At 67.5% G+C, this 16,420-nt stretch carries 16 protein-coding genes; 3 read left to right on the top strand and 13 right to left on the bottom strand.

All coding sequences use genetic code 11. The annotated features are described in order from the left end of the window. Nucleotides 1–25 precede the first annotated feature (25 nt). The 9 genes from BKK79_RS17360 to BKK79_RS17320 all read right to left on the bottom strand — a co-directional run bounded on the left by BKK79_RS17360 (nucleotide 26) and on the right by BKK79_RS17320 (nucleotide 7,363). Nucleotides 26–520, bottom strand: coding sequence for a hypothetical protein (locus BKK79_RS17360; protein WP_156811297.1), 495 nt, complete (start codon nucleotides 518–520; stop codon nucleotides 26–28). Further along, nucleotides 501–1,733, bottom strand: a complete 1,233-nt coding sequence (fabF, locus tag BKK79_RS17355; protein WP_071014270.1) for a beta-ketoacyl-ACP synthase II — start codon at nucleotides 1,731–1,733, stop codon at nucleotides 501–503. Before fabF ends, BKK79_RS17360 begins: the two co-directional genes overlap by 20 nt. A 205-nt stretch (nucleotides 1,734–1,938) precedes the next feature. Then, nucleotides 1,939–2,178 (bottom strand): acyl carrier protein, encoded by a 240-nt coding sequence (gene acpP / locus BKK79_RS17350; protein ID WP_008644813.1) that lies wholly within the window; start codon nucleotides 2,176–2,178, stop codon nucleotides 1,939–1,941. 170 nt (nucleotides 2,179–2,348) lie between these two features. Further along, nucleotides 2,349–3,098, bottom strand: a complete 750-nt coding sequence (gene fabG / locus BKK79_RS17345) for a 3-oxoacyl-ACP reductase FabG (protein ID WP_071014273.1) — start codon at nucleotides 3,096–3,098, stop codon at nucleotides 2,349–2,351. Nucleotides 3,099–3,122: 24 nt separating this feature from the next. Continuing rightward, a complete protein-coding gene (gene fabD, locus BKK79_RS17340) occupies nucleotides 3,123–4,052 on the bottom strand; it encodes an ACP S-malonyltransferase (protein ID WP_071014276.1) in 930 nt (309 codons plus the stop codon). Between the two features lie 69 nt (nucleotides 4,053–4,121). Continuing rightward, a complete protein-coding gene (locus tag BKK79_RS17335) occupies nucleotides 4,122–5,102 on the bottom strand; it encodes a beta-ketoacyl-ACP synthase III (protein WP_071014278.1) in 981 nt (326 codons plus the stop codon). Nucleotides 5,103–5,156: 54 nt separating this feature from the next. After that, entirely contained in the window at nucleotides 5,157–6,239 is a 1,083-nt protein-coding gene (gene plsX, locus BKK79_RS17330; RefSeq protein WP_071014281.1) for a phosphate acyltransferase PlsX, read from the bottom strand. A 222-nt stretch (nucleotides 6,240–6,461) separates the two neighbouring features. After that, nucleotides 6,462–6,641, bottom strand: coding sequence for a 50S ribosomal protein L32 (gene rpmF, locus BKK79_RS17325; protein WP_010814675.1), 180 nt, complete (start codon nucleotides 6,639–6,641; stop codon nucleotides 6,462–6,464). Between the two features lie 125 nt (nucleotides 6,642–6,766). Next, complete coding sequence (locus tag BKK79_RS17320; protein ID WP_071014284.1) at nucleotides 6,767–7,363, bottom strand: YceD family protein; 597 nt, start codon at nucleotides 7,361–7,363, stop codon at nucleotides 6,767–6,769. Nucleotides 7,364–7,617: 254 nt separating this feature from the next. Here BKK79_RS17320 and BKK79_RS17315 point away from each other — a divergent pair, with 254 nt between their 5' ends. Together BKK79_RS17315 and BKK79_RS17310 are read left to right on the top strand one after the other, a co-directional pair. Then, nucleotides 7,618–8,217: a Maf-like protein gene (locus BKK79_RS17315; protein ID WP_071014286.1), complete on the top strand. Its 600-nt coding sequence runs from the start codon at nucleotides 7,618–7,620 to the stop codon at nucleotides 8,215–8,217. Nucleotides 8,218–8,224: 7 nt separating this feature from the next. After that, nucleotides 8,225–8,983: an SAM-dependent methyltransferase gene (locus BKK79_RS17310; protein WP_071014289.1), complete on the top strand. Its 759-nt coding sequence runs from the start codon at nucleotides 8,225–8,227 to the stop codon at nucleotides 8,981–8,983. Nucleotides 8,984–9,042: 59 nt separating this feature from the next. On the opposite strand, the gene BKK79_RS17305 is transcribed toward BKK79_RS17310, so the two are convergent. From BKK79_RS17305 to BKK79_RS17290, 4 genes are all read right to left on the bottom strand, one after another. Beyond that, nucleotides 9,043–10,191, bottom strand: coding sequence for a S49 family peptidase (locus BKK79_RS17305; protein WP_071038130.1), 1,149 nt, complete (start codon nucleotides 10,189–10,191; stop codon nucleotides 9,043–9,045). A 59-nt stretch (nucleotides 10,192–10,250) separates the two neighbouring features. Next, a complete protein-coding gene (locus tag BKK79_RS17300) occupies nucleotides 10,251–10,634 on the bottom strand; it encodes a Rieske (2Fe-2S) protein (RefSeq protein ID WP_071038129.1) in 384 nt (127 codons plus the stop codon). Beyond that, nucleotides 10,627–11,286 (bottom strand): HAD-IA family hydrolase, encoded by a 660-nt coding sequence (locus BKK79_RS17295; protein WP_071014295.1) that lies wholly within the window; start codon nucleotides 11,284–11,286, stop codon nucleotides 10,627–10,629. The genes BKK79_RS17300 and BKK79_RS17295 overlap by 8 nt, the downstream gene beginning before the upstream one ends. A 63-nt stretch (nucleotides 11,287–11,349) precedes the next feature. Next, entirely contained in the window at nucleotides 11,350–12,351 is a 1,002-nt protein-coding gene (locus tag BKK79_RS17290) for an RluA family pseudouridine synthase (RefSeq protein WP_071014297.1), read from the bottom strand. 765 nt (nucleotides 12,352–13,116) lie between these two features. Here BKK79_RS17290 and BKK79_RS17285 point away from each other — a divergent pair. Then, complete coding sequence (locus BKK79_RS17285; RefSeq protein ID WP_071038128.1) at nucleotides 13,117–16,263, top strand: Rne/Rng family ribonuclease; 3,147 nt, start codon at nucleotides 13,117–13,119, stop codon at nucleotides 16,261–16,263. The last annotated feature ends 157 nt before the right edge of the window (nucleotides 16,264–16,420 follow it).

Below are 16,420 nucleotides of genomic sequence, written 5' to 3'. Positions count from 1 at the left end.
AGAGCCACCAGCGGCGGCACAGCCGTCATCGACGGCCCGCGCGGACCGCCCTCCGGATCGCCCGCAGCGCGGGCCCCGGCGTATTGCCGCGGTGAAGGATCAGCCACCGTGGCATGGACACCCCGCCTGGACGCAGCGCCAGCAGCAGCGCCGCGCCGCCGAGATCCCAGTTGGAAGCAATGCCCGCGACGGCGTCCCGTCCGTCCGGAAGGACCAGCATGACGGCAGGAGATCCTGCCGTGCCGGCCAGGCCGGCACAGCGGCAGGCGCCGGCGTACCGCACCTGCCGCCAGCCGTAGAACCACACGACCGGTACGGCGGCCAGCAACGCGCCAAGCGCGACCTGCCGCGGCCGGTCGCCGGAGGCCACGGCGGCGAGACAGGCAGCGGCAAGCAGGAACAGCGCGACCAGTTCGGCCGCAAGCGCGGCGCAGAACGCACCGCGTGGCCAGCTTGCACCGCCTCCGCGCAAGACGGAGGCGGGCCGGCGGGTGCCGGCTTCAGGCGCGGCGGAAGACAAGCGTGCCGTTGGTGCCGCCAAAGCCGAAGTTGTTCTTCACCGCCACGTCGATCTTCATATCGCGCGCCGTATTGGCCACGAAATCCAGGTCGCACTCGGGATCCTGGTCGACGAGGTTGATAGTCGGCGGCGACACCTGGTGGTGCAGCGCCAGCACGGTGAAGACCGACTCCAGCCCACCCGCACCACCCAGAAGGTGGCCGGTCATCGACTTGGTCGAGTTGACCGCCATCTTGTAGGCGTGCTCGCCGAAGGCCAGCTTGATGGCATCGGCTTCGTTCTTGTCGCCCAGCGGCGTCGACGTGCCATGCGCGTTCAGGTATTGCACCGCGTCGGCATTGATACCAGCGTCCTTCAGCGCATTGACCATGCAGCGGCGCGGACCGTCGGTGTTCGGCGCCGTCATGTGGAAGGCGTCGCCGCTCATGCCGAAGCCCACCAGCTCGGCGTAGATGCGCGCGCCGCGCGCCTTGGCCGACTCGTACTCTTCGAGCATCATCACGCCGGCGCCCTCACCCAGCACGAAACCGTCGCGGCCCTTGTCCCAGGGGCGCGAGGCAGCAGCCGGATCCTCGTTGCGGGTCGACAGCGCGCGTGCCGCGGCAAAGCCCCCGATACCCAGCGGCGAAACCGTGGATTCGGCGCCACCCGCCAGCATGGCATCGGCATCGCCGGCCTGAATCAGGCGTGCGGCCAGGCCGATGCTGTGCAGGCCGGTCGTGCAGGCGGTTACCGCGGCCAGGTTCGGGCCCTTGACACCGTGGATGATCGACAGGTGGCCCGAGATCATGTTGATGATCGAGCCGGGCACGAAGAACGGCGAGATACGACGCGGGCCGCGGTTGGTCAGTTCCGCATGGGTGTCCTCGATCATCGGCAGGCCGCCGATGCCCGAGCCGACCAGCACGCCGATGCGGTCGGCGTTGGCCTCGGTCACTTCCAGGCCGCTGTCCTTCAAGGCCTGCGTGCCTGCCGCGATGCCGAAATGGATAAAGGTATCCATGTGGCGGGCTTCCTTGGCTGGGATGTAGTCCTCGGCCTTGAAACCCTTCACTTCACCGGCGAAGTGCACGGCGAGCGCGGAGTGATCGAACTTGGTGATGGTGGCGATGCCGGACTGGCCCGCAACCAGGTTGGCCCAACCTTCGGCAACCGTGTTTCCGACCGGAGACACGAGGCCGAGCCCGGTGACGACGACGCGACGACGGCTCACTATGATTTCCTACGGGTGCGTGAAGCAGAATGCGGAACGGCGGCACGCGGATGCGGGCCAGCCGGTTCGGCGGGCCCGCATCGGCGCGCTCCGCTCACGGCGATTCTGCCTCTTCGGACAGACGAAAGCCACAGAAAACAGCAAGGCAGGGCCGCACGGCCCGCCCGTCCGCCTTCTGTGGCTCGGGAATTCAGAAAAGGCAGGCTCAGGCCTTGACGTGCGCGGTGGCGTAGTCGATCGCCTGCTGCACGGTGGTGATCTTTTCGGCTTCCTCATCGGGAATTTCCATGCCGAATTCATCTTCCAACGCCATCACGAGTTCAACCGTGTCGAGCGAGTCGGCGCCCAGGTCGTTCACGAACGACGATTCGTTCTTGATGTCCGCCTCGGCCACGCCAAGCTGTTCTGCCACGATTTTCTTGACGCGTTGTTCGATATTGTCCATGTAGCCCTCCAGGGAAGTTCGACAAAAAGTGGGCGCATTTTAGCAGGTTTGGAACGTAAAAATCCCGCCTGCCGACCGTTGCATGATCCGCGCCCGATTGATTGGAAAAACAGCCGCTTCACACGGCATCAAGCAGCTTCTCCGTCGAAACCGCTTGCCGTGCGCCGCAGTCAGTTCATGTACATCCCGCCGTTGACGTGCAACGTCGTACCCGTGATGTAGGCTGCTTGCGGGCCGGCCAGGAAGGTCACCGCATGGGCGATGTCCTCTGGCAGGCCGAGGCGGCCCAGCGGAATCTGGGTTTTCAGTGCCGCATGCTGCTCTTCCGACAAGACCTTGGTCATATCGGTATCGATGAAGCCCGGTGCCACGCAATTGACCGTGACATTGCGGCTGCCGATCTCGCGGGCCAGCGCGCGGCTCATGCCTTCCACGCCTGCCTTGGCGGCCGCGTAGTTCATCTGGCCGGGGTTGCCGGCAGAGGCCACCACCGAGGTGATATTGATGATGCGGCCGCCGCGCGCCTTCATCATCGGGCGCAGCACGGCGCGCGACAGGCGGAACACCGCCGACAGGTTGGTGTCGATCACCGCGCTCCAGTCATCGTCCTTCATGCGCATGGCGAGCTGGTCCTGCGTGATGCCGGCATTGTTGACCAGCACGTTCAGGCCGCCGTGTGCCTTGATCACTTCGTCGATGAGGGCCTCGCAGCGTGCCGCGTCCTTGACGTCCAGCACCGCGCCCGCGCCCTTCAGGCCTTCGGCCTCGAGATACGCGCCGATCGCGGCCGCACCGCCTTCGGTGGTGGCGGTGCCGACCACCGTGGCACCTTGGCGCGCCAGTTCCAGCGCGATGGCGCGGCCGATGCCGCGCGAGGCGCCGGTGACCAGCGCGACCTGATTGTCCAGAAGTTTCGTCATGGTCTGGTATCCCGTGTTCTGTTCTTACTTCAGCAGCGCCAGCGTGTCCTGCAGCGAGGCCGGATCGAAGATCGCGCCACCGACCAGGTTGCCGTCGATGCGCTTGGTCATGCCGGCCAGCACCTTGCCGGGACCGCATTCGATCACATGGGTCACGCCTTCGGCGGCCATCTTCTGCACGCACTCGACCCAGCGTACCGGGGCGGCGGCCTGGCGCACCAGCGCGTCCTTGATGGACTCCGGATCGCTGACGATGGCGACGTCGACGTTGTTCACCAGCGGAATGGCCGGCGTCGCGAATGCCAGCCCGGCCATACGCTCGCGCAGGCGATCGGAAGCCGGTTTCAGCAGCGAGGAGTGGAACGGCGCGGACACCGGCAGCGGCAGCGCGCGCTTGGCGCCCTTGGCCTTGGCAATTTCGCAGGCCTTTTCGACCGCAGCCTTCTGCCCGGCGATCACGACCTGGGACGGCGCGTTGAAATTGACGGCCTCGACCACGCCGGCCGGCGCCGCCTCGGCACAGGCCGCGCGCACGTCGTCGTCCGACAGGCCGAGGATGGCAGCCATGCCGCCCTCGCCCACCGGCACCGCTTCCTGCATGGCCTGGGCGCGGAAACGCACCAGCGGCACGGCATCCGCGAACGGGATCACGCCCGCCGCCACCAGCGCCGAGTATTCGCCCAGGCTGTGACCTGCCACCAGGGCGGGAGCCGGGCCGCCGGCGTCGAGCCAGGCGCGGTAGACGGCCACCGCGGCAGTCAGCATGACCGGCTGCGTGTTGGTGGTGAGGTTCAGCTCCTCGGCAGGACCCTCGGCGATCAGGCGGCCGATATCCTGACCCAAGGCACTGGAAGCTTCTTCCAGCGTCGCGCGCACGACGGGGTGGTCAGCAAAAGCATTGAGCATGCCCACCGATTGCGAGCCCTGGCCGGGGAATACAAAAGCGAAAGTCATCGGATTGGAATCGTTGTGGAATCGTTGAGACCGCGGCGCGGCCGCGGGGACCGCGCGCGCATCGGGGCCTTACATGCGCAGCAGCGCTGCACCCCAGGTGAAGCCGCCGCCCACGCCCTCCATCAGCACGTTCTGACCCGGCCGGATGCGGCCGTCCCGCACCGCCTCGTCGAGCGCGAGCGGAATGGAAGCCGCCGAAGTGTTGCCGTGCTCGTGCACGGTCGCCACCATACGCTCGGCCGGCAGGCCGAGCTTCCTCGCCGTGCCTTGCATGATGCGGATATTGGCCTGGTGCGGAATCAGCCAGTCGACCTGGTCCGCCGACATCTCGGCGGCCGCCAGCGCTTCGCGCGCCACCTTGTCCAGCACGGTGACCGCCAGCTTGAAGACGGCCTGGCCGTCCATATGCAGGAAGGGGCTGCCGACGATATTGCCGCCGCTGATGTTGCCCGGCACGCACAGGATATCGACATGGCTGCCATCGGCATGCATGGCGGAGGACAGGATGCCCGGCTCATCCGACGCGCTCAGCAGCACCGCACCAGCGCCGTCGCCGAACAGCACGCAGGTGGTACGGTCGTTGAAATCGAGGATGCGCGAAAACACTTCGGCGCCGATCACCAGCACGTTCTTGTGCGAGCCGCTGCGGATGAACTTGTCCGCCGTGGACAGCGCATACACGAAGCCCGAACAGACGGCCTGCAGGTCGAAGGCAGCACACTGGTTGGTGATGCCCAGCTTCTGCTGCACCAGGCTCGCGGTGCTGGGAAAGATGAAGTCCGGCGTGGACGTCGCGACGATGATCAGGTCGATGGCCTGGCGATCGATGCCGGCGGCCTCGATGGCCCGCTCGGCCGCCTTGACGGCCAGGTCGCTGCTGCCGACGTCCGGCTCGGCCCAATGGCGCGCGGCGATACCGCTGCGCGAGAAGATCCACTCATCGCTGGTCTCGATGCCCTTCGCCGCCAGTTGCTCCGCCAACTCCTGGTTGGTGACGCGCCGCGGGGGCAGGTAGCTCCCCGTACCGATGATTTTTGCGTAGCTGGTCATGTCGTATCGGATCGTGTTGCCCGGGGCATCTGCTCCGGGCCCGCTGGGCGGGCCTCAGGCAGCGCGGGCGCTGGGATGCGGGTTCGGCGCCGTGCCCGGCTGCGAAGTGCCCGCTGCGGCGCCACCGGCGCCGACCTTGTTAGCGAAGGCCTGGCTGATGCGCGCGATGACACCATTCTTGGCGGCATCATACCCGCGTTTGATAGCCCACTCAAAGGAGTGCGCATCGGCCGAGCCGTGACTCTTGATCACCAGGCCGCGCAGCCCCAGCAGCGAGGCGCCGTTGTAGCGCGCCGGGTCCAGCCGCTTGGCCAGCCGCGACAGTACCGGCATGGCCACACCCGCCAGCAGCTTGGTGAACCAAGAGCGCGTGAATTCTTCCTTGATCATACTGCCGATCATCTTCGCCAGGCCTTCGGTGCTCTTGAGCGCCACATTGCCGACAAAGCCGTCGCAGACCACGATGTCGGTGGTGCCCTTGAAGATGTCGTTGCCTTCCACGTTGCCGTAGAAGTTCAGCTCGGAGGCGCGCAGCAATTCGCCGGCGCGCTTGACCACTTCATTGCCCTTGATGACTTCCTCACCGATGTTCAGCAAGCCGACGGTGGGATGGGGCTTGTGGTCGACCACCGCGACCATCGCCTCGGCCATGCGGGCAAACTGCAGCAGATGCTCGGGCTCGCAATCCGCGTTGGCACCGAGATCGAGCACGGTGGTCCCCCAGCCCTGCTCGTTGGGAATGGTGGTAGCGATGGCAGGCCGCTCGATGCCTTCCAACGTCTTCAGCACATAGCGCGACACCGCCATCAGGGCACCGGTGTTGCCGGCCGAGATACAAGCGTCGGCCAGGCCTTCCTTGACCTGCGTCACCGCCACGCGCATCGAGGAATCCTTCTTCTTGCGCAAGGCGACCTCCACGGGATCGTCCATGGTGACGACTTCGGTGGCAGCGACGATGCGCACGCGCGGATGCTCGAGCGCATGCAATTTCTTGAGCTGCGGCTCGATGGCTTCCGGCTGGCCGACCAGGACCACCTCGGCATCCTCGTGCGTAGAGAGAAAACTGATCGCTGCCGGCACCGTCACGGAGACCCCGTGATCGCCGCCCATGCAATCGATGGCAACTTTGATCGTCATTGTTTCCTGGAGCAGACGCGCGATTGCGCTGACTCTGACCCGGCCTCCCGCCCGATCTTGCCCGGACGGCCCGGCGGAGCGGCCTGGCTGGCCGCCGTTCCGGCAACTGGCAGGTCGAATCCCTTCCGAGCGCGCAACAAAAAAGCGGCAACGAGCTTGCCGCTTTCTTGTATCTTGCCTAGAACGTGTGCGCGAGACGCGAAGTCACGCCGAACGGACGTGTCAGTCGTTCTTGGTCTTGATGACCTTGCGGCCACGGTAGTAGCCGTTCGGGCTCACGTGGTGGCGCAGGTGGGTTTCGCCGGTGGTCGGCTCGACAGCCAGGGGAGCCGCCGACAGGTGATCGTGCGAGCGGTGCATGCCGCGCTTGGACGGCGACTTCTTGTTCTGTTGAACAGCCATGATGACTCCTTCGAGAATTTTGCAATATTAACACACAGCATCTGGCGCTAGGCGTAGCCGGGCCCGACCGGATGCGTATCCAGGGCCTGTCGACCGCCCCCTGTCCGCACGCGCTGCGTGAGGCTTCAGTGCTTGGTCTTCAGGTTGGCCAGCGCCGCAAAAGGCGAAGGCCGCTTTTCTTCTTCCGGCGTCGCCTCGACTTCCGGCTCCACCTGTCCGTCCGCGCCGGTCACGAGACTCTCGTGCACCGATTCGCAGACAGCATGCTTGGGCGCTACCGGCAGGGCCAGCAGCACTTCATCTTCGATCAAGGTCAGCAGCGAAAAACGCTTGGACCCCGCGATGACGTCGACCTCATCGTCGTCCATCGGCGCCGCGTCCGCTTCCTCTTCCGTCGCTACGACCTCGAAGCGCGTCGCCGTCGACACCGGCTCCGCGTAGGCCTCCAGGCAGCGCTGGCAGTTCAGCCAGACGCTCCCCTCGACGGACAGGTCGAGGAACAGTCGCCGCACCGGCGCCCGGCCGGGCTCGCCGGCCTCCTCGCGCGCCATGCCGTGCACCTGGAAGCGGAATCGCTCGTCCGGCGCCGAGGCTGGCGCTTGCGCCGCCGTCTCGGCTAAGATGCGCGGCAACTCGCGCAGCGCCACTTCGCCGTCAGCAGTGTCGCCCGACCGGCAAAAGGCAAAGAGATCAAACTCGCGCAGGTCGATCGACTGGGTCATGATGGCTGTCCGACACCGCTCTGCGACGCGGGCCGCGCGCAAGAGGACAAGCACGTCGCCGGCCGCGATCCCCGCCCGGCGCCGCAACTGCCGACGCACGGGGAGAGCCACCGGACCGTCACTTTCCGCCACGGCCACCGCGCGGACCCGCAAGGATTGCGAGCCATAAGCGGCTAAACGCGAGATTATACGTCGAGTTTCCGCCCGGAGTCAAAACCGGCACCCACATCTTTCCTCTTTCCGCTCAACGACTTATGCCTTCCAGCACGCGCCCCACCCTGATCCTGGGCTCCAGCTCCCGCTACCGCCGCGAGCTGCTCGAACGCCTGCGCATTCCTTTCGAGGTCGCCACGCCCGATATCGACGAAACCCCGCTGGCCGGCGAAGCACCGGAAGCGACGGCACTGCGCCTGTCGCTGGCCAAGGCCCAGGCCATCTCCGCGCGCCATCCGGGCGCGCTGGTGATCGGCTCGGACCAGGTGGCAACGCTCGATGGCGCACAGATCGGCAAACCCGGCACCCACGAGAACGCCCTGGCCCAATTGAAGATGATGCGCGGCCGCACCATCACTTTCCACTCGGCCCTGTGCCTGCTGGACGGCCGCACCGGCCAGCATCAGCTCGCCGACGTGCAGACCCTGGCCACCTTCCGCGCACTGGAAGACGCCGAGCTGGAGGCCTACCTGCTGCTCGAGCACCCCTACGACGTCGCCGGCAGCGCCAAGTCGGAGGGCCTGGGCATCGCCCTGCTGTCGCAGGTGGAATCCGACGACCCGACGGCCCTGGTCGGGCTGCCGCTGATCGCGCTCACCGGCATGCTGCGGGCGGCCGGCTATCCCTTCTTCCAGGCGTGAGGGCGGCATGAGCAACCAACCCGACGCAAGCCACGCCGGCGGCACCCTGTTCCTGATCCCCAACACCCTGGGCAAGCGCGACGAGGCGGACCCGCTGCCGGACGTGATCCCGGCCGGCGTGCAGCAGATCGCCGCGCGGCTCGACTACCTGGTCGCAGAGAACGCCAAGACCGCACGCGCCTTCCTGAAGAAACTGGGCGAAACCGCGCCGCTGGCACGGCCGATCCAGCAGATCGAGATCCGCGAACTGAACGTCAACACGCGCGCCGAGGCCCTGGCCGACCTGCTCGAACCGATCCGGGCCGGACGCGATGGCGGCCTGCTGTCCGAGGCCGGCGTACCCGCCGTGGCCGACCCCGGTGCCGACCTGGTGCGGCTGGCCCATGCGGCAGGCGTGCGCGTGCGCCCGCTGGTCGGACCCAGCTCGATCCTGCTGGCGGTGATGGGCTCGGGACTGAATGGCCAGAGCTTTGCCTTCAACGGCTACCTGCCGGTCGATCCGGGCGAGCGCGCGCAGAAACTGCGGGAGCTGGAGCAGCATTCCCGCAAGACGCGCCAGACCCAGGTCTGGATCGAGACACCCTACCGTAATGGCGCCCTGCTGGAAGCCATGCGCCAGCATTGTGCCGGCACCACACTGCTGTCGATCGCAGTCGACCTGACCCAACCCGGGGAGACCATCGTCACGCTGCCGCTGTCGGCCTGGCGGCCCGAGCGCCTGGAACTGCACAAGCGGCCGGCGATCTTCTCGCTGCTGGCAGCCTGATCCCCCCAGCGGCCAGTGGTGAGGCGCGGCGGCGGCCGCGCCTCACCGCGCCTTCCTCGTCACTGCACCGACTGCAGGCGGCTACCCAGCATCAGCGTCTTGATGGCGGCACTACCAGCCGCGGCGCCGAAACGCTTGGCAACGCGCTCGGCCAGGTTCTCCTTGACCGTGTAGTCGACGATGTCCTCCGCCTTGAACAGCTCGCGGGCCACGTAGTCGGCGTTGCCGAGCCCGTCCGCGAGCCCCAGCTCGATGCTGCGCTGGCCGGTCCAGAACAGGCCCGAGAACAGGTCCGGATCCTCCTTGAGGCGATCGCCGCGCCCTGCCTTCACGACATCGATGAACTGCTGGTGGATCTGCTTGAGCATGGCCTGCGCATATTCCTTCTGCCGCGGCACTTCCGGCGAGAACGGGTCGAGCATGCCCTTGTTGGCGCCCGAGGTATACAGACGGCGCTCGACCCCCAGCTTATCCATCAGCCCGGTGAAGCCGAAACCGTCCATCAACACGCCGATCGAGCCCACGATGCTGGCCTTGTCGACATAGATCTTGTCGGCCGCGGCAGCCACGTAATACCCACCTGAAGCGCAGATCTCCTCGACCACCACGTAGAGCGGCTTGGACGGATAGAGCTTGCGCAGGCGGCGGATCTCGTCATTGATGATGCCGGCCTGTACCGGCGACCCGCCCGGGGAATTGATCTTGAGGATGACCCCGGCCGCATTGGTGTCGGCGAAGGCGGCCTGCAACGCCGTGTTGATCGATTCCGCGCTGGCCGTCGTGCCGGCGGCAATCTCGCCGTCCAGCGAAACCATGGCCGTATGCCGGCCGCTGGTGCTGATGCCGCCATCGCCCTTGAAATCGAACACCAGCAGGAATAGCGCCACCAGCAGGGCCAGGCCCGCGAAGCGGAAGAAGATGCGCCAGCGGCGCGCCGCCCGCTGCTCGCGCAGCGATGCCATCAGCACCTTCTCCAGCACATCGCGCTCCCAGCCACCCCCGACCGGGCCGCCGGCCCCTGCCAGTCTGGCGGCGCGCTCCTCCGACTCGCGGCGCGCAGCCGCATCGCCCTGGCGCAACTCGTCCTCGAGCGGATAGTCGGCGTGGCGGGCCGTCTCCAGGCGCGCCTGGTCCGGCGCCACGCCTCCCTCCGCGCCGGGCTTGCCGGCGCCATCGTCGTCAAACGGAGGCTTCTGCTGTTCAGTCATGCAATGGCTCTATGAGATGGCTAGGGATAGGGGTGGCAGCGCAGGCCGGCACGCATTGTCTAGCTGCCCGCGGCGAGGGCCGGTGCGGCATAGGGAAACTCCGGCAGCCAGTACACGCCGCCATCACGCTCCTCGATCCGCAGTTTGACGAGCGCGGCGCCACGGCAGGGGCCGCCCACGCAGAGCCCGGTGTCGGGCGCATAGATGGCGCCGTGTGTCGCGCACATCAAGTATAGGCCCGACGACTCGAAGAACCGGCCTTCCTGCCAGTCCAGCTCCATCGGCACATGCGCGCACTGGTTGAGATAGCCGTGGGCCGCGCCGTCGAAGCGCACCACGAAGGCGCTGATCTCCCGCCCACGCAGCTCGACCGTGAAACGCACGCCATCCCCGCCCTCCGCCAGCGCCGCCGCGTCGCACAGGCGTCGCGCCGCCTCAACCATGGCCGCGCAGCCACTGGCTGAGATCCTCGACCGACGCCGCGCAGTGCAGCGGCGTCATCGCCTGCAGCGAATCGGCCGGATGGGCGCCATAGCTGACGCCGATCCCCGCCGCGCCGGCATTGATCGCCATCTGCAAATCGTGCGTGGTGTCGCCGATCATCACGGTGCGCGCCATCTCCTGGCCCAGTTCGCGCGTCAACTCGAACAGCATGGCGGGATTCGGCTTGGAGAAGGTCTCGTCGGCGCAGCGCGTCGCGTCGAACAAGCGTTCCAGGCCGGTGGCGGCCAGCGCGCGCTGCAGGCCGGCGCGGGTCTTGCCCGTAGCCACGCCCAGGAAATAGTGTTCCGCGCGCAGCGCTTCCAGCATCTCGCGCACGCCGGCGAACAGGACCAGCTCGGCGTCGCGGGTCAGGAAATGGTAGCGATAGCGCTCCGCCAGCCGGGGATAGTCGATCGGGTCCAGCGTCGGCACCGCATACGACAGCGCATCCTTCAGCCCAAGCCCGATCACGTGGGCGGCCGCACGATCGTCCGGTTCCGGCAGGCCCAGATCACGCGCGGCAAGCTGGATGCACTTGGCGATGGTCGGTGTGGAATCCATCAGGGTTCCGTCCCAATCGAACACGATCAGGTCAAAGCGTTGCCGGGGCATGGTTCTGGGTGTCCTCGTCTGTCGTTCTGTTCTTTTCGGTAGCGGCCGCAAGCCAGCCGGTGCTCAGCCGGGCCGCCCCGCCTGTTCGCGCAGTTGCTGCAGGAAGGCCTGGCACTCGGCCGGCAGCGGCGCGCGCACCGTGATCGCCTCGCCGGTCGACGGATGGGCGAAGGTCAGCTGGTGCGCATGCAGGAACATGCGCCGCAATCCGGGCCGGGCCCCGGCCCGGGCCAGCGCCTTGTTCAAGGCGAAGTCGCCGTACTTCTCGTCACCCGCGATGGGAAAGCCCGAGTGGGCGAGGTGCACGCGGATCTGGTGCGTACGGCCGGTCTTGAGTTCGGCCTCCAGCAGCGTGAAGCCGGAGAAGGCCTCGACCCGGTTGAACACCGTATGCGAGGCCAGGCCGTCGGCCTGCACCCGCACCCGGCGCTCGCCATCGGGCGTGGTGTATTTGAAAAGCGGGAACTTCACATGCTGACGGGCATTGGCGAACTCGCCTGCCACGCAGGCGAAATAGCGCTTGTCGAGCGCATTGCCGCGGATCTGCTCGTGCAGGCCGACCAGCGCCGAGCGCTTCTTGGCCAGCATCAGGATGCCCGAGGTCTCCCGGTCGAGCCGGTGCACCAGTTCCAGGAAGCGCGCTTCCGGATGGGCCTGCCGCAACTGTTCGATGACCCCGAAGGCGACGCCGGAGCCGCCATGGACCGCCACGCCGGCCGGCTTGTCGATGATCAGCAGGTGCGCATCCTCGAACAGGACGGGGAAGCTCGCCGGCGGCACGAAGGCGGTGGAAGGTGCGGCAGTCGCCACGCGAATCGGCGGGATCCGCACCACATCTCCCGCTTTCAGCCGGTAAGTGGCGTCGACGCGCCCCTTGTTGACCCGCACCTCGCCGGAACGGAGGATGCGATAAACGTGGCTCTTGGGCACGCCCTTGGCCGACTTCAGCAGGTAGTTGTCGATGCGCTGGCCATCGGCCTCTTCGCCAACCGTCACATACGCCACCTGAGGCCCCATCGCGGGCGCCTGCGCCTCTTTTTCAATTTGATGGCGTAACTCATTCATTTTCAATATAATTTCCTCGCTGTTCCGGCCCAAGGACCGGCAGCGTAATCCGGTGTAGGCGATTTATCGCATTTTACACTTTGGGTTGCCGCCAGCCCGGCCGGCCTCACGTCGATTTGCGTACCCCGCGAACGCCAGGCCGGCGAATGGTGGCAAAAAAGCAGCACGCACGGAACCGTCCGCGCGCAGGAAGCCGACCGAAGTCGGCTTCGGCAATCTGGGCGGTCACGTGGGAACTGAGTGTTCAGGTAGAACAGAATTTGATGGCGGATGCCCGTGGCATCCGCTCTGGTGAGAGAAGTCCCGTCCGCACCGGCTAACGGTGCCGGCCGGCAGGCTTGCCTCGCAGCTGGCTGGTATTACCGGCGCCCGGTCGCAGAACTCTAAGAAGGTATAGGTGCGCCCGCCAGGAGATGTCAGCATGCGGACAAGCATTGTCGTGCCCGACAAATTGCTCTTTGACGCGTCTCGGCCATACCGCGGCCGGCCGCGGTATGGCCGGCGCGCTTTGCCCGGCAACCGCCGCCAGCAAGCAGGGTGTTGCGCCGGCATGCTGCACTGAGCAGCCGCCGGCCCTCTCTCACCCCCGCGGCCGTCGCCAGGACGCCGTGGCCTCTCCTCACCCGCGCCCAGCCGGCCACGCCCATCGGCGTGCCGGCACTCCCGGCAATTCTCCCACCCCCACTCGCTCCCTAGCGTGCTTCACGGAACGCCGCGTGGCGCCGCATGCCGGTGCCTGGCGCGGCATTGGAGCGAGGTAGTGCGATGAAACGCATGCTTTTCAATGCGACGCAGCAAGAGGAACTGCGCGTCGCGATTGTCGATGGCCAGAAGCTGATCGACATCGACATCGAGGCCGCCGGGCGCGAACAGCGCAAGGGCAACATCTACAAGGGCGTGATCACCCGTATCGAGCCCTCGCTGGAGGCCTGCTTCGTCAACTACGGCGAAGAACGCCACGGCTTCCTGCCGTTCAAGGAAGTCGCCCGCGCCTATTTCAAGGAAGGCATCGACGTGCGCAATGCACGCATCCAGGATGCCTTGCACGAAGGCCAGGAACTGATCGTCCAGGTAGAAAAGGAAGAGCGTGGCAACAAGGGCGCCGCCCTGACCACCTTCATCTCACTGGCCGGCCGCTACCTGGTGCTGATGCCCAACAACCCGCGCGGCGGCGGCGTGTCGCGCCGCATCGAGGGCGAGGACCGCCAGGAACTGCGCGAGACCATGGCGCAGCTGACCGTGCCCGAAGGCATGAGCATCATCGCCCGTACCGCGGGCATCGGCCGCTCGGCCGAGGAACTGCAGTGGGACCTGAACTACCTGCTGCAATTGTGGAAGGCCATCGACGGCGCAGCCGGCGACAACCGGGCCCCGCTGCTGATCTACCTGGAATCGAGCCTGGTGATCCGCGCCATCCGCGACTACTTCCAGCCCGATATCGGCGAAATCCTGATCGATACCGACGAGATCTACGAGCAGGCCCGCGCCTTCATGAGCGTGGTGATGCCGGACAACCTGAACCGGGTCAAGAAGTACCGCGACGATGTCCCCCTCTTCTCGCGCTTCCAGATCGAGCACCAGATCGAGTCGGCCTATTCGCGCATGGTGATGCTGCCGTCCGGCGGCGCCATCGTGATCGACCACACCGAGGCCCTGGTCTCCGTGGACGTGAACTCGGCCCGCGCCACCAAGGGCGCCGACATCGAGGAAACCGCGCTGCGCACCAACCTGGAAGCGGCCGATGAGATTGCCCGCCAGTTGCGCCTGCGCGACCTGGGCGGCCTGATCGTGATCGACTTCATCGACATGGAGTCGAGCAAGGCCCAGAAGGACGTGGAAACCCGCCTGAAGGACGCGCTGCGCCATGACCGCGCCCGCGTGCAGATGGGCAAGATCAGCCGCTTCGGCCTGATGGAGCTGTCGCGCCAGCGCCTGCGCCCGTCGCTGTCGGAAGGCTCCCACATCACTTGCCCGCGCTGCAACGGCACGGGCCATATCCGCGATACGGAATCGTCCGCCCTGCAGGTGCTGCGCATCATCCAGGAAGAGGCGATGAAGGAAAACACCGCCGCCATCCACTGCCAGGTACCGGTGGAGGTGGCCGCCTTCCTGCTGAACGAGAAGCGCCAGGAAATCAACCTGATCGAACTTCGCTTCAAGGTCAATGTGCTGCTGATCCCCAACAAGCACCTGGAGACGCCGCACTACAAGCTGGAACGCCTGCGCCACGACGATCCGCGCCTGGAGGACAGCATGGCCAGCTACAAGATGGCCGAGGCCGCCGCCAAGGAGCTGGAAGCCGATACCAGCTACAGCAGCCGCAAGAAGGAAGATGCCAAGCCGCGCCAGGAAGCCGCGGTGAAGGGCATCACGCCCGAGCAGCCGGCCCCGGTGTCGACGCCGCGCCCCGAGCGCGCGCCGCGCCAGGAAGTGCCTGCTGCGCCGCCCGTGCCTGCCACCCAGCCGGTCGCCAGCGGTGGCTTCATCGCCTGGCTGAAGGGCTTGTTCGGCGCCAAGCCGGCAGCCCCGGCCGTCGAGCCCGCCAAGCCAGTGGCCGCCGAGGCACGCACCGGTGAAGGCCGCCGCGAGCGTGGGCCGCGCGGCGAACGCACCGAACGGGGTGAGCGTGGCCAGGGTGGGCGCGGCGAGCGCGGAGACCGTGGTGAGCGCACCGATCGCGGTGAGCGCGCCGAGCGCGGCGAACGCCAGAGTGGCCGCGGCCAGCGCGGCGAACGCGGCGAGCGGCCGGCGACGGAGCAGAAGGGCGAACGCCAGCCGCGTCCGCAGCGCCAGCCGGCCGACCTCCAGGCCGCACCGGCCTCCCGCCAGGCGGAAGCCGGCCAGGAACGCCGCGAGCGCGGCGAGCGCCCCGACCGGGGTGAGCGTGGCGAGCGCTCGGAACGCGGTGAACGGGCCGAACGCGGCGAACGTCGCGAGCGCAACCGTGACCGCCAGCGCGAACGCGGCGAAGCCCGCGAGAGCGAGGGCGCCGAGGAAGTCGCAGCACTTGCCGCCGTGCCGGAGGGCCTCTCAGCCCAGCCCGGCACCGCCGCTGCGGCACGTGAAGCCGAGGACAGCGCACGCCTCGACCTGCCGGAAGGCACCGAAGGCGCTGAAGCGGCCGAGGCTGGCGAGGGCGAAGAACGCCGCCGCCGCAACCGCCGCGGCCGCAACCGCTATCGCCGCGAGCGCGAGGACGGTCAACAGAATGGCGAAGCTGGTGAAGCCGGCGACGTCGGTGCGGCGCCGGCGCCTCTGGCCGCAGTTGGCGCGGAGGCGGACGCAGTCGCCACCGCCGCGGTGACGCAGGTCGAGGCAGTCGCCGTGGCACGCGTCGAGCCGGTGGCCGAAACCGTGGCTGCCGCGCAACCGGCAATCGCGGCAGCGGCAGCGGCAGCCGAGTCCGCTCCGGTGGCAGTCGAGCATGCAGCCGTCGAAGCCGCTGCGAATGCCACGCCAGCGGTTCCGCTGACCGAGCCGGCCCATGCCGAGCCCGCTCCCGTCACGGTGGCAGCCGCCGCGCCGATCCAGCCGGCACCGGCCACGACGGTGGCCGAACCGGTGGCCGAACCGGCGATCGCCGCCGTCCCGGCACCGGAAGCCGCTGCCGTAGCAGCACCCGCGGTCACGGCCGTGGAAGCTGCGCCGGCGGCTGCCGTCGTGGCTCCCGCCCCTGCCGTGCAGGCCGCTGCGCCGGGCAACCTGGAGCCGATGCTGGCTGCTGCCGGCCTGCAGTGGGTCCATACCGACAGCGACAAGTACCGTGCCGCCCAGGAGGCCGCCGCCCGCATCGTGCCCGCGCCGCGGGTGCCGCGCGAGCGCAAACCCCTGCCTCCGCTGCCCGAGGGTCCGATGATCCTGGTGGAAACCGGCGGCAATCAGGTTGAAATGATCTCTTCCGCGCACCAGTAAGTCGCCAGTCGCAAGGGCAATGCCGCGGCGGCGTGCCACCGCGGCCCGAAGGGGACGGGAAGCCGTCCCCTTTTTCTTTTCCCCTGCCGGCAAGCTGTCCGGGCCGGCTGCCGCACTCCCCTTTCCCTTCCGGCGCGCTGCAACACGTGGCGCCTGC

It is taken from the genome of Cupriavidus sp. USMAA2-4 (assembly GCF_001854305.1).
GTDB classification, from domain to species: Bacteria; Pseudomonadota; Gammaproteobacteria; order Burkholderiales; family Burkholderiaceae; genus Cupriavidus; species Cupriavidus malaysiensis.
Note: the sequence above shows the minus strand (reverse complement) of the source record. Positions and strands in the feature narration are given on the sequence as shown.